This window comes from Mycobacterium sp. DBP42, assembly GCF_005924235.1.
Classification (GTDB): domain Bacteria; phylum Actinomycetota; class Actinomycetes; order Mycobacteriales; family Mycobacteriaceae; genus Mycobacterium; species Mycobacterium syngnathidarum.
In genome coordinates, this window is record NZ_VCMY01000050.1 from 1 (window position 1) to 13433 (window position 13433).

11 protein-coding genes, 1 tRNA gene and 1 pseudogene are annotated in these 13433 nt (G+C 66.7%); 10 read left to right on the forward strand and 3 right to left on the reverse strand.

The window, feature by feature from the left end; all coding sequences use genetic code 11:
* Positions 1 to 37: 37 nt before the first annotated feature.
* The 7 genes from E0T84_RS27835 (at position 38) to E0T84_RS27865 (ending at position 7014) form a co-directional block, all read left to right on the forward strand.
* Entirely contained in the window at positions 38 to 1288 is a 1251-nt protein-coding gene (locus tag E0T84_RS27835; protein WP_138746094.1) for an MlaD family protein, read from the forward strand.
* Between the two features lie 24 nt (positions 1289 to 1312).
* The gene (locus tag E0T84_RS27840; protein WP_070946776.1) at positions 1313 to 1996 is read left to right on the forward strand and encodes a tetratricopeptide repeat protein; all 684 of its coding nucleotides are present in this window, start codon (positions 1313 to 1315) and stop codon (positions 1994 to 1996) included.
* Between the two features lie 11 nt (positions 1997 to 2007).
* On the forward strand, positions 2008 to 2817 hold the full coding sequence (locus E0T84_RS27845; protein ID WP_070186379.1) for a DUF3298 domain-containing protein: 810 nt from the start codon (positions 2008 to 2010) through the stop codon (positions 2815 to 2817).
* Between the two features lie 150 nt (positions 2818 to 2967).
* Positions 2968 to 3999 carry an ABC transporter substrate-binding protein gene (locus tag E0T84_RS27850; protein WP_249383763.1) on the forward strand — a complete coding sequence of 344 codons (1032 nt, stop codon included), beginning with the start codon at positions 2968 to 2970 and terminating at the stop codon, positions 3997 to 3999.
* Entirely contained in the window at positions 3996 to 4814 is an 819-nt protein-coding gene (locus E0T84_RS27855; RefSeq protein WP_249383764.1) for an ABC transporter ATP-binding protein, read from the forward strand. Before E0T84_RS27850 ends, E0T84_RS27855 begins: the two co-directional genes overlap by 4 nt.
* Positions 4807 to 5667 (forward strand): ABC transporter permease, encoded by an 861-nt coding sequence (locus E0T84_RS27860; RefSeq protein WP_138746096.1) that lies wholly within the window; start codon positions 4807 to 4809, stop codon positions 5665 to 5667. Before E0T84_RS27855 ends, E0T84_RS27860 begins: the two co-directional genes overlap by 8 nt.
* 24 nt (positions 5668 to 5691) lie before the next feature.
* Positions 5692 to 7014 carry an LLM class flavin-dependent oxidoreductase gene (locus tag E0T84_RS27865; RefSeq protein WP_138746097.1) on the forward strand — a complete coding sequence of 441 codons (1323 nt, stop codon included), beginning with the start codon at positions 5692 to 5694 and terminating at the stop codon, positions 7012 to 7014.
* 81 nt (positions 7015 to 7095) lie between these two features.
* Here E0T84_RS27865 and E0T84_RS27870 read toward each other — a convergent pair whose 3' ends face one another.
* Positions 7096 to 7587 carry a YajQ family cyclic di-GMP-binding protein gene (locus E0T84_RS27870; protein WP_070186373.1) on the reverse strand — a complete coding sequence of 164 codons (492 nt, stop codon included), beginning with the start codon at positions 7585 to 7587 and terminating at the stop codon, positions 7096 to 7098.
* A gap of 110 nt (positions 7588 to 7697) precedes the next feature.
* On the opposite strand from E0T84_RS27870, the gene E0T84_RS27875 reads away from it, so the two are divergent.
* Together E0T84_RS27875 and E0T84_RS27880 are read left to right on the forward strand one after the other, a co-directional pair.
* Positions 7698 to 7780 (forward strand) — tRNA-Tyr (locus E0T84_RS27875).
* A gap of 421 nt (positions 7781 to 8201) precedes the next feature.
* Positions 8202 to 8470, forward strand: a pseudogene (locus tag E0T84_RS27880) (RtcB family protein); the annotation flags it as partial.
* A 14-nt stretch (positions 8471 to 8484) separates the two neighbouring features.
* Here the strand turns inward: E0T84_RS27880 and E0T84_RS27885 are convergent.
* Positions 8485 to 8709 carry a hypothetical protein gene (locus E0T84_RS27885; protein WP_070946774.1) on the reverse strand — a complete coding sequence of 75 codons (225 nt, stop codon included), beginning with the start codon at positions 8707 to 8709 and terminating at the stop codon, positions 8485 to 8487.
* Positions 8710 to 8819: 110 nt separating this feature from the next.
* On the opposite strand from E0T84_RS27885, the gene E0T84_RS27890 reads away from it, so the two are divergent.
* Positions 8820 to 11537, forward strand: coding sequence for an HAD-IC family P-type ATPase (locus E0T84_RS27890; protein WP_138746098.1), 2718 nt, complete (start codon positions 8820 to 8822; stop codon positions 11535 to 11537).
* Between the two features lie 21 nt (positions 11538 to 11558).
* On the opposite strand, the gene E0T84_RS27895 is transcribed toward E0T84_RS27890, so the two are convergent.
* Positions 11559 to 13382, reverse strand: coding sequence for a hypothetical protein (locus tag E0T84_RS27895; protein WP_249383765.1), 1824 nt, complete (start codon positions 13380 to 13382; stop codon positions 11559 to 11561).
* Positions 13383 to 13433: the final 51 nt, after the last annotated feature.

Consider the following 13433-nt stretch of genomic DNA (forward strand, 5'->3'; position numbering starts at 1 on the left):
CCCCAGCGCCGGCCCCGGCCCCCGCGGAGGTACCGCAATGATCAACGCACTCGCGGATTTCTTGGTCCGGGTGGTCCGGACCGGGTACCGGCGTCGCGCCTGGCTCTCGGCCGGCGCGCTGGTGATGACCCTGGTCGTGGCCAGCGCCTACCTGATGATCGGGGCGCTGCGGATCAAGCCGTTCGATTCCAGCTACCGCATCACCATCGATTTGCCCGAATCGGCAGGCCTGCTGCCGAATCAGGACGTCACGTTGCGCGGCGTCCGGGTCGGGCGGGTGGAACGGCTCAACATCACGCCTTCTGGGGTCCGGGCCGTGGTGAACGTGAGTTCGGCGGTGTCGATTCCGAAGTCCAGCGACGTGCGGGTGTCCGGGCTTTCCCCGGCAGGTGAGCAGTACATCGACTTCGTGGCGGACTCGGCCGACGGCCCGTTCCTGACCGACGGCAGCGTGATCGGCCCGGGTAAGGCCACGGTGCCGGTGAGCCTGGCCCAGTTGCTCGCCGACGCGGACGGCGCGCTGGCCCAGGTCGATGTCGAGAAGCTCAAGGTGATCCGCAAGGAACTGAGCATGTCGCAAGCCGGCCCGGGCAAGCTCAAAGATGTCATCGACGGGGGCACGTTCCTGCTGTCGACACTGGACTCGGTGCTGCCCGAGACGGTGAGCGTCCTGCGGAACAGCCGCGTGGTGTTCAACCTGGCAGCGGACAAGAATGCCGGTATCGCGGTGGCCTCGGACAACCTCAGCTCGACATTCGACGGGGTGAACAAGATGCGGGAAGGCTTCCGCCGCCTCACCAATCAGACCCCCGGCGCACTGAACTCCGTGGACAACCTGTTCGCCGACAACTCCGACACCATGGTGCAGTTGCTCGGAAGTCTGGCCAGCACATCGCAATTGCTGTATCTGCGGGTGCCTGCGCTGAATGCGCTGTTCCCGAATTACCGCACCTCGGTGCTCGATGCGCTGGGCAGCGTCATGCACGACAACGGGCTGTGGGTCACCGCGGACATCTATCCGCGCTATACCTGTGACTACGGGACCCCGCGCCGGCCACCGGCGGCCGCGGATTATCCCGAGCCCTACATGTACACCTATTGCCGCGATGACCATCCCGGGGTGCTGGTCCGTGGCGCCAAGAACGCGCCGCGCCCGGCCGGTGACGATACTGCGGGCCCACCGCCGGGGGCTGATCTGGGGCGCACCACCGACCCGACACCGCGGGGTCGCTACACCATTCCGACACCGTACGGTGGACCGACGTTGCCGATCGAACCGCCGCGCTGATCGGCCCAACCTCACCAGAAGGAGATGATGGTGACCGTGACTACCGACAAGAAGACCGACGACGAGCAGAACGAAACCGTCGACGACGCGATCGGTGTCGAGGAGACCGCGGAGGCCGGGTCGGAGACCGAGGACAAGGACGAGTCCGGCGCTGACAAGACGGATGCCGACGAGACGGACGCCGAAGATGAGTCAGCGGCTGATGAAGAGACGGAGGCCGAGAAGCCGGGATGGGGCCGGCGGGTGCTCATCGGTGCCCTCGCGGTGGTGTTCGTCGCTGTCTTGGCGCTTTCGGGTTTCCTCGGATGGCAGGCATGGCAAGCCCACCAGGTGGCTCAGGCCGGCAAGCAGGCCCAGGATGCTGCGGTGAGTTACGCCCAGATCCTGACGAGTATCGATTCCAACAAGGTCGACGAGAACTTCAACCAGGTACTGGCAGGGGCCACTGGTGAGTTCAAGGACATGTACTCGCAGTCGAGCATGCAGCTGCGCCAGTTGCTGATCGACAACAAGGCCTCCGCGCATGGCGTGGTGGTGGAGTCGGCCGTGCAGTCGGCAAGCAAGGACAAGGTCGTGGTGTTGTTGTTTGTCGACCAGTCGGTGTCCAACACCAGCGTTCCCGACCCGCGGATCGACCGTAGCCGCATCAAGATGACGATGGAGAAGGTCGACGGGCAATGGCGCGCAAGCAAAGTGGAACTCGCCTGAGGCGGCCTATGATGCGCATCGGCAAGCTGATCTGCGCGGCGGCCGTGGCGGCCGGCGCGGTTGTTGCCATCACGACCGCCCCGATCGCCTCGGCGTCGGCGGCCTCGTTCTGTGACGAACTGGCCGGGCAGTGGGACGGGCAGGCCTGCCGCACGTCGGTGACCTCGGATCGAAAAGCGGTCCGCGACATCACGATGGCGCTGCCCGGCGATCTGGTGGAGAACCCCGTCATCCGGCAGTACCTGACCAACCTGATGAACAACTGGCGCAACGCCGCGCAGAACATGGCCGCCGACAGCTTCGGCGAAGAGCAGTTCGAGATCTTTCAGCATGGTGGCGCGGTGAGTGCCGTATTCCACGAGATGTACTCGGCCACGTTCGGTACCGACGCCCTTTCCCACCCGAACGCGCCGATCGTGAGTGATGCCTACCGCACCTTCACATTCGCCGGTGGCCGGCAGTTGCAGCTGGCCGACCTGTTCAAAGCGGGCGTCGATCATCGGGCCGAGATCCCGCGCCTGGGCGAGCCGTTCATCGTGGCCGCCCTCGACGCTGCGCCGCCGCCACACCAGCCCGGCACCTATCCGTTCACCCCGGACCGCTGGACACCCGACAAGGTGTACTCGGGCGGGTACAAGGCCTGGGCCCTGACGCACGACGAGTTGATCCTCTACATGCCGGACTACCCCGTCGGTCGCGACTCGCCGATCGATTTCACCCCGGGCCGGATGCAGTGGTCGATGGACGGCGGCACCGTGCAGGCCCACATCCCCCTCTCGGCGCTCGCCCCGGTGCTGAAGCCGGAGTTCGGCGGCGTCTGAGGCGTCCGGGCGCACTGGCGTAGACCCTTTCGATTCTCGGCGAGGCTAAAGGGTTACTCGGCCTGACTTTGTTGCCACCATGAGCCGCACCGAATCAGTGCGACTCCATGGGGGACAACGGCCATGCGGCTATTCAGTTCAGTACTTGCGATGCTCAGCGCAGTCGTGGTGGTACTGACCGCGTGCGGTTCGTCGGGCGGGTCGGCGCGCACCGAAGACGGCAAGACCGTGCTGCGCTACCAGGGATGGACCGGTGAGGTCGAATTCCACGAGCTTGCAGAGGAACTCGGCTATTTCAAGAACATAAAACTGGATTGGGTCGGCAACACCACCAGCGGGCCGCAGGACATCCAGTCGGTGGCCACGGGCGACATCGAATTCGGTTCGGCCTTCAACGGTGCCGTGGTCAAGCTCAATGCGGCCGGTGCTCCGATCACCTCGGTGCTCAGCTCCTACGGTGCTGACGAGGACGAGTACACCGGCTACTACGTGCTCGAGAACGGTCCGATCCGTTCGGCCCGCGACCTGATCGGCAAGAAGGTCGGGATGAACACCCTCGGCGCCCACCACGAGTTCCTCACCCGGGAGTGGTTGGCACAGCAGGGACTGTCGCAGGACGAGATCAAAACCGTGACGCTCACGGTGGTGCCGCCGATCAACACCGAGCAGGCGCTGCGAGACGGGCAGATCGACGTCGCGGCGCTCAACGAGATCTACCGCGAATCCGCACTGCAACGTGGCGGCATCAGGCCACTGTTCACCGACAAGTCGCTGTTCGGGGCGTTCAGCTACGGCACCTATGTGGTGCGTGACGACTTCCTGGCCAAGAACCGCGGCGCCGTGGCCGATTTCGTCCAGGGCACCGCGCGTGCCATCCGCTGGACGCAGGTGACCCCGCGGGACGAGGTGGTGGCGAAGTTCGGCGAGATCATCGACAAACGCCATCGCAATGAGGACACCAAGGCCATCGAGTACTGGCGCAGCTCAGGTATTCCGGTGCCCGGCGGCGTGGTCGACGAACGTGAACTGCAGACCTGGATCGACTGGCTGGCCCGCAACGGCGAGCTGAAGGAAGGCCAGTTGAAGGCGAAAGACCTCTATACCAACGACCTGAACCCGTACGCCAACGGAACCTATCCCGATGGCAGCGGCCCGGACGGGAAAGCGCTGGGGCACAAGTGAGTATCCAAGAACAGGGCGTGCCGCCGAAGCTCAGCCTCCGCCGGGTGGGCAAGCAGTTCGCGGTCCGTGGCGAGAAGACCCGTTTCACCGCGATCCGGGACGTCAGCATCGACCTGGCGGCAGGAGAGTTCCTGGTACTGGTCGGGCCGAGCGGCTGCGGTAAGTCGACCCTGCTGGATCTGCTGGGCGGGCTGACCCAGCCGACGTCGGGGGAGATCCTGCTCGACGGCAAGCCGGTTACCGGCCCCGGCCTGGATCGGGGCATCGTCTTCCAGCAATACGCGTTGTTGCCGTGGCGCACTGCCCGCAAGAACATCGAATTCGGGCTGGAGGCAAAAGGATTGCCCGCGGCCGAGAGGCGCAGGCGGGCCGATGAGTATCTTGAACTGGTCGGGCTCGATGGCTTTGCCGATCACTACCCGCACGAGCTGTCCGGTGGCATGAAGCAGCGCGTCGCGATCGCGCGCAGCCTGGCGTTCGATCCCGAGGTGCTGCTGATGGATGAGCCGTTCGCCGCGCTGGATGCCCAAACCCGCGAATCCCTTCAGGACGAGCTGCTCAGGATCTGGCGGGCCACCGGCAAGACCATCTTGTTCATCACCCACGGCATCGACGAGGCGCTGTACCTGGGGCAGCGGGTGGCGGTGCTGACTTCGCGACCCGGCCGGGTCAAGAAGATCGTCGACATCGACATCGACCGCAGCGGTGTGGACATCCGCTCAAGCGAGGGCTTCCGGGCGCAGCGTCACCACATCTGGTCGCTTCTGCACGACGAGGTCGAACGCGCCCGGTCCGAGGAGGTTCACCATGTCTAGCGCCATCGCCGAGGCCCCGGTCGCGGCAACCATTGAGCAGGCGATCGAGTCACCGGGGGACGCGCCGGAGCCCGAGCACCGCGGAACGCGCCTGCCTGCCCTGGCCTGGCGCCTGCTGCGTCCCACGGTCGTCGTCGCCGCGTTTCTGACGCTGTGGGAGGTGGCACCGCGGATCGGGCTGGTGGACAAGGTCTTTCTGCCGCCGTTCTCCGAGGTGGCCGGTGCCTGGTTCACGTTGCTGGGCAACGGTCAACTGGCCGAGCATGTTTCGGCCAGCCTGTCGCGTGCCCTGGCCGGCCTGGCAGTCGCGATCGTGGTCAGCATCCCGCTGGGGGTGGCGATTGCCTGGTACCGGCCGGTCGCGGAGTTCCTCAACCCGATCCTGGAGCTTTTCCGCAACACAGCCGCATTGGCGCTGCTGCCGGTCTTTGTTCTGATCTTGGGGATCGGGGAGACCTCCAAGGTTGCGTTGGTGATCTACGCGGCGTCGTTCCCGATCTTGTTGAACACCGTCTCCGGCGTGCGCACCGTGGATCCGCTCCTGGTCAAATCGGCACGCTCGCTGGGACTGTCGCCGGTCCAGCTGGTCCGGAAGGTGATTCTGCCCGCGGCCGTGCCGACCATCTTCACCGGCCTGCGCATGGCCGCGGCTTCCTCGATCCTGGTCCTGATCGCCGCTGAGATGGTCGGTGCCAAAGCTGGATTGGGTTACCTGATCACCGCGGCACAACTCAACTTCCAGATCCCCGACATGTACGCCGGCATCGTCACCATCGCGCTGGTGGGCGTGGTCTTCAACGGCATCGTCGTCGCCGTCGAAGGCCGGTTGTCGGGCTGGCGGGCCACCACCTAGGAAAGGGAACCATTGGCACACCAAATGCACCTGAACGCCTTCCTCATGGGCGTCGGACATCACGAGGCCGCCTGGCGGCACCCGCGTACCGATGTGCGAAACCTCACCGACGTCAAGCACTTCCAACGCCTGGCCCAAGTGGCCGAGCGCGGCAAGCTGGATTCGGTGTTCTTCGCCGACGGGCTGGCGGTGGGGCCGCGGGTGAAGCACAACACGCAGGCGATCTTCGAGCCGATCACGCTGCTGGCCGCGATGGCGACGGCGACCGAGCGTGTCGGCCTGATCGCCACCGCCACCACCGGCTATGTCGAGCCGTACACGCTGGCCCGCAGCTTCGCCTCGTTGGACCACATCAGCGGCGGACGAGCCGGGTGGAACATCGTCACCTCGGCGGGAGAGGACGAGGCCGCCAACTTCGGAGTCCGCGGCATTCCGGATCACGCCGGGCGTTACCGGCGGGCCGCCGAATTCGTCGATGTGGCAACGGCATTGTGGGACAGCTGGGAAGACGACGCGCTGGTCTTCGACGTGGACACCGGCATCTTCGCCGACCCCGACCGGGTGCACCGCATCGACCATGACGGCGAGCACTTCACCGTCCGAGGACCGTTGAACTCGCCGCGCTCGGTGCAAGGCCGTCCACTGCTGGTGCAGGCCGGTTCCTCAGAGTCCGGCAAGGACTTCGCCGGCCGGTACGCCGAGGCGATCTTCACGGCACAGCGCTCGGTGGCCGACGGCATGGCGTTCTACCGCGATGTGAAGTCCCGTGCGGTCAAGTTCGGGCGCAGCGCCGACGAGGTGAAGATCCTGCCCGGCATCGTGCCGTTCATCGGCCCCACCGAGGATGCCGCTCGGGAACTGGAGCAACAGTTCACCGACCTGATCTCGCCCGAGTACTCGTTGCGTCAGCTCTCGCGGATGCTAGGGGTGGACCTGACCGCGCATGTGCTCGATGCGCCATTGCCCGCACTGCCGCCCATCGAGCAGATCCAGGGCAACAAGAGCCGCTACCAACTGGTGAAGGATCTGGCCGGCAGTGAGTCGCTGACCGTGCGGCAGCTGATCGCCAAACTCGGCGGTGGCCGCGGGCACCGGACCTTCGCCGGCACGGCCGAGCAAGTGGCCGACGACCTGGAGCTGTGGTTCACCGAGGGCGCCGCCGACGGCTTCAACATCATGCCGCCCCATCTGCCGGGCGGCCTGGAAGATTTCGTCGAGCAGGTGGTGCCGATCCTGCAACGGCGCGGGTTGTTCCGCACCGACTACACCGCCACGACGCTGCGCGGGCACTACGGGCTGGCGCATCGGCCGAGCCGTTACACGGCGACGACGGCTCGCACTGCCTAGCGCCGAATAACACCGCGTCGAGTCTGCGGTAAGGGCCTCGGTCTGGCCGAAGCTACGGCCCTCACCGCAGACTCAACACACTCAGCGGTAGTTGACGAACTGCAGCGCCACGTCGAGGTCGGAACCCTTGAGCAGCGCGATGACGGCCTGCAGGTCGTCGCGCTTCTTGCTGCTGACCCGGATCTCCTCGCCCTGGATCTGGGCCTTGACGCCCTTGGGGCCCTCGTCACGGATGATCTTGGTGATCTTCTTGGCCTGCTCGCTGCTGATGCCCTGCTTGATGTCGCCGGTCACCTTGTAGGTCTTGCCGCTGGCCTGCGGTTCGCCGGCGTCAAAGGCCTTCATCGAGATGTCGCGACGCACCAACTTCTCCTTGAACACGTCGACCGCGGCCTTGACGCGCTCCTCGGTGCTGGACGTGAGTTCGATCACCTCTTCGCCCTTCCAGGCGATGCTGGTGTCGGTGCCGCGGAAGTCGAACCGGGTGGACAGTTCCTTGGCGGCCTGGTTGAGCGCGTTATCGACCTCCTGACGGTCGACCTTGCTGACCACGTCGAAGCTGGAATCCGCCATTGGACGCCCCTCCTCTTTCCTCGGTAAATCCTGCCGGTTTGTAACTTGGGTACATCCTCGTTGTACCCTGCTAGTCGCACCAAACCGGAGACGGGGCGGCGCACCACCCAGGCAGGTTGCCCGAGCGGCCAATGGGAGCGGACTGTAAATCCGTCGGCTTACGCCTACACAGGTTCGAATCCTGTACCTGCCACCCAAGTCAGGCCCCCTTTCGAGGGGGCCTGTTTGGTTTCGTGGGCTCGATGCCGACAGGTTGGCGTCTCAGCGGCGGTTGTCGGATCGCGGGTAGCCGCTCGTGGGGTCTGCTGCGGTTCGTCGGCCGGCGGCATCAGCCGACCACCAACCGAACCGATGGACCTCAAGGTGCTGGTCGCCTTCTGCGTGTTCCTCGATCCACCGCAATGCGGCGCGTTTGCGCCAGAATCCAGCGATCGGCATCACGCCACCATCAGGCCGGTGCATGAACACGTACCATCCAAGTTTCATCGGACCCCCCGGTCCCGACTCGTCTTCGCTTCTCGAACTCTATTCTGGCGCGGGGGTACCGTTTCTCGTCAAATCTGACAAATTGCTGTGCCCCACTGTGGGTCGGTCGACCGGCACGATCGGGCCAAACGCGGTCGTATGTAGTGCGGGGCAAGGGCAACCCGGCCGGGCTGTGCTCAGCCCCGCACGGCGCCGGACGCCGGTTCTCCCGCAACGAAGCACGCTGTCGTTTCACCGCCGAGGACCTCGCGCGGCGGATGCACGGCATCGAGTAACGGAGTGGGTGGACGAGATTCCCGACGCGTACAAGGACATCGACGTCGTGATGGCTGACGCGGCCGGCCTGATCGAGGTCGAGCATGAGCTCCGTCAGGTGATGAACGTCAAGGGCACGTAGGTCCTGACCGCCGGTCAGGACCTACGTCCGACAAGCAGGTACGCCACGGGCAGCACGCCTGAGGTGCTCAGCAGTCCGAGCGCGCTGCCCCACAACCATTTCGGTCCGTTGATCCGGCTCGGCTCGCGGCCGGCGAGATCGCGCAACGCCCAGGCCCGCAGTCCGGCGTCCGCGGCGGCCGCTGCGATGACGGCCGTCTTGGCTTTGGGGGACAGGTCTTTCCAGCGTTTCTTGGCCACTGCGGCGTTCCTTTCGGCAACGGACGGTCGCTTCCAAGGTATCGGCTGTCGGCGGTCCGGAAAGCGAACTACCGATTGCGCGGTGTCGCCGCGCCGGGCACTATCCGAATATGGCGGAAACGGCCGCCCCGGCAGAAGATGCGTTGGTCGGTGCGCTCGCGCATTCCCGCAGCGCCGCCGAAGTGCTTGAGGTTCTGGGCAGTTCGGGCGACGGGCTGGATGGTGACAGCGCGCGCGAGCGGCTGGCCGCCCACGGTCCGAACAAACTCCCCGAAAAGCGTCCGCGGCCTGCGATTCTCCGGTTCTTCGCGCAGTTCAACAATGTGCTGATCTACATCCTGATCGCCGCGGGTGTACTCAAGGCCATCCTCAACGACTGGATCGATTGTGCGGTGATCGTGTCCGTTGCGATCGTCAACGCCGTGGTCGGCTTGATCCAGGAAGGCCGGGCCCAGCGCGCGCTGGACAGCATCCGGAGCATGTTGTCGGTGACCGCGCAGGTCCGTCGTGACGGTCACTGGCAACAGGTAGACGCACAGACCCTGGTTCCCGGCGACATCGTGCGCATCGCGTCGGGGGACCGCATCCCGGCCGACATGCGCCTGCTGACCGTCGCGAACCTGCGGGTGGAGGAGTCGGCGCTGACCGGTGAGTCGCTGCCCGCCAAGAAGGACGTGCTTCAGGTTGGCCCGGATGCCGGTCTGGGCGATCGGATGTCGATGGTGTATTCGGGCACTATCGTGGCGGCCGGTTCGGGCACCGGCGTGGTGACCGCCACCGGCACCAGCACCGAGATCGGCCGGATCCAGTCGCTGATCGCCGACGTGGAATCCATCGAAACCCCGCTGACTCGCAAGCTGGCGCGTTTCGGTCGCCAGCTGTCGGTGGGCATCCTGGGCGCGGCCGCGGTGATGCTGGTGGTCGGCAAATTGGTGCACCAATTCACGGTGGATGAATTGATCACGGCTGCAATAGGTTTCGCTGTAGCCGCGATACCGGAGGGGTTGCCCGCAGTCGTCACCATCACCTTGGCACTCGGGGTACAGCAGATGGCCCGCAGGCGGGCGATCACCCGCAAGCTTCCCGCCGTCGAGGCACTCGGCGCGGTCAATGTCATCTGCTCGGACAAGACGGGCACACTCACACAGAACGAGATGACGGCCCGAACCGTCGCCACCGCGCGTCACCTGTTCGACGTCACCGGCACCGGATACCGGCCCGAGGGTGCCCTCGAACGCGACGGGGCCCCGATCACGGTGGCCGACTATCCCGACCTGGCAGCGTTGTTGACGACGATGGCCGTGTGCAACGACGCACGCCTGAACGAGGCCGACGGTCAGTGGCGGGTGGTGGGCGAGCCGACCGAGGGTGCGCTGCGCACACTGACCCTGAAGGCACGGATCGACGATGCGGACTGGCCACGCCTGGGCGTGGTGCCGTTCGAGTCGGCCAACAAGTTCATGGTGACGCTCAACGACACCCCCGGCGGTGAGCGCTACCTCTACGTCAAAGGTGCACCGGACCGGCTGCTGGACCGGTCGGCCACCCAGGCCGGCGGCTCCGCCGCAGAGCCGCTCGACCGCGCCGCGTGGGAGGCACGCATCGATGAACTCAGTGCGCGGGGCCTGCGGGTGCTGGCCGCGGCCAGGCGGCCGGCCGGTTCGGACACCGTCGACATCGGTGACGTCGAGAACGGACTGGAATTTCTCGGCGTCGTCGGCATCGTCGATCCGCCGCGGCCCGAAGCCGTCACCGCCATCGCGACCTGTCACGCAGCCGGGATCCAGGTCACCATGATCACCGGTGACCACGCCGGAACTGCGCAGGCCATCGCGCGCGAGATGGGGATCATCAAAGCCGACGATCCGCCGCGGGTGCTCAGCGGTGCCGACTTGGAGGAGATGAGCCAGACCCGGCTGCGGCAGGTGGCCGACGAAGTCCACGTCTACGCCCGCACGAGCCCGGAACACAAGCTGCGCATCGTCAGTGCCCTGCAAGCCCAGGGCAAGGTGGTCGCGATGACCGGTGACGGCGTCAACGACGCACCGGCACTGACCCGCGCCGACATCGGTGTCGCGATGGGGATCAAAGGCACCGAGGCGACCAAGGAAGCGGCCGGAATCATCCTGGCCGACGACAACTTCGCGACCATCGAGCGGGCGGTCGAAGAAGGCCGGCGGATCTACGACAACATCCGGAAATCCGTGCTGTTCATGCTGCCCACCAACGGCGCGCAGTCACTGATCATCCTCGTCGCGATCCTGGCCGGGTTCGCACTCCCACTGCAGCCGGTGCAGATCCTGTGGGTCAACATGGTCACCTCCGTCACCCTGTCGCTGGCGCTGGTGTTCGAGAAGGCCGAGGACGGTCTCATGCAGCGACCGCCGCGCACCCCCAAGCAAGCGTTGGTGAACCGGGCCGACGTCGCGATGATCTCCCTGGTGTCGATCCTGGTGGCCGGCGCCACCCTGGCGGAGTTCTTCGTGGCCCGCGCCGGTGGGTATCCGCTGGCGGTGGCCCAGACCGCCGCGGTGAACATGCTGGCCTTGGGGCAGCTGGCCTATCTGCTGAACTGCCGGTTCGTCACCTCGTCGAGCTTGCGGCCTCAGGTGTTCCGGGGCAATCGGTGGGTGTGGCGGATGGCCGGAGCCATGATCGCTCTGCAGCTGCTGTTCACTTACGCGCCGTTCATGCACACCTGGTTCCACTCGGCGCCCATCACCTTCCGCGGGTGGTCGGTCGCGATCGCGTTGTCGATCGTGATCTTCCTGACCGTCGAGACGGCCAAGTGGGTGGGGCGAAGATTCATGCCGACGCTGGTGACGTAGGTCCGCCGGCGGCGCAGTCGGTTACGGGCTGGCGGGCATCGTCGTCACCGGCGAACCACCGGAGCCGCTGCCGCTCCCGCCGCCGAAGAGCCCGCCTCCGGAGGACTCACCGTCACTCGACGACGAACCGCCGCCCGACGACGAACCGCCGCCCGACGGGTACTGCGGTGCCACCGTCGTCACCGGGGCCTGGGTCGCGGGCTGTTCCACCGGTGCCGTGTGGGCCGGCGCTTCGGTTGTCGGTGCGGACGCTTCGGTGGACGTGTGGGTCGGCGGCACCGTCGTCGTGGGTGGGGCCGTCGTCGTGGGTGGGGCGGTGGTGGTCGGCGGCGCGGTCGTTGTCGTCGGCGGCGCTGTGGTTGTCGTCGGCGGCGCTGTGGTTGTCGTCGGCGGCTGCGTCGTCGTGGTGGGCGGCTGCGTCGTGGTCGTGGTCGGTGGCGCCGTCGTGGTTGTCGGAGGTTTCGTCGTCGTGGTCGGCGGGGTCGTCGGCACCCACGGTGACGGCAGTGTCGGCCACACGACCGGCGGTAGCGGTACCGGCACGGGCGACACCTCGACCGGCGGGGGAGCGGGCACCGCAGGTGGTGCGGCAGGTGGCGCCGGCGGAGGCGCTTGGACCGGTTGGTTGCCGGTGCCGGAGCGCACCTTCGGTGCGGCCGGAGCCGCGGGCGGCGGGGTCAGCACAGACACCGGCAGCGCCACCGGATCCGGCTCGTGCGGCACCGGCGGCAGGTAATTGCCGGGCACCGTCTGTGCCTGCTGGGTGGGGGCCGGTTGCGCGCGCACATCGGCCGTCGGCCGGACGTTGATCGCGACAGCGGTGGCCAGGGTTGCGAAGCTGACCACCACGAACGCCAAGGCGCTGCCCATCAGCAGCATCCGCGGCGGAGGCGGTGCGATGACGGTCGTGTATTCCGGGTCGTCTTCCTGCTCGGGCACGAACTCGTTGACCGCGTCCATCGGCATCTCGTCGGCCCAGGGCTGGTCCTCGGGCTCCTGCGAGTACGCCAGATCCGGTCCGACGGCGGCGTCCGCACCGGCCGGTGCCATCTGGGTCGGGTCGCCTGCGGCGGGGGCCATTTGCGTCGCATCGGCCGCCGCGGGCGCCATTTGTGTGGCCTCTGAAAGCGGCGCCATCTGCGTCGGGGCCTGTGGCGCATCGACGACAGGCGCCATCTGAGTGGACGCACTCGCCGGTGCGACATCGCCGACCAATTGGGCTGCGCCGCGGGCTATCGCGTAGCCGGCATCCGCGGCCACCTCCACCGGAGCGGTCGAACTGAGTTCTGCGGCAACGGAATCGAGATCGAGGCGTTGCCCGACCAACAGCACGCGGGTCGGCGCTTCGTCGGCGGGCAGCCGCTGCAACACCGCCGCGCACGCGGCGGCCGGGCCGGCGGTGCCGATCGGCATGGTGGCCAGTGTCGTCAATGCCGGGGCAGGTGTCGCTGTCCGGTCCCCGATCGTCGTCAGCGACACGGTGTCGTCATCGGCGAGCAGCAATGCGGCGTCGGCACCCACGCTGCGGGCCAGAGCCGCGGCGGCCTCGGCTTCGGTCACCACCTCGACGTTCGGCACACCGGCGTGCAGCACGGTCTGGCGCAACGTGTCGGCGGCCGATTCGTCGGGCACGCACAGCCGGGTCGCGGCCACCTGGTTGCCGGACTCGGTCACGGCGCGGTAGGTGCCGATGATGGTTTCGGCCAGTTCCGACATCTCGGCCACCAGGTCATCGGGCAGATCGAGCGCGTACTGATCCAGAACCTGGCCGCCACTCGCGGGCGAACCGATCATGGCCAAGCGCGCCACACGCCCGGTGACCGCCACCCCGAGGACTACGTCCACGGTTCCACTCCTTGCTTTATGGGTGTTGTACGAGCCCCGACGGACAAATCC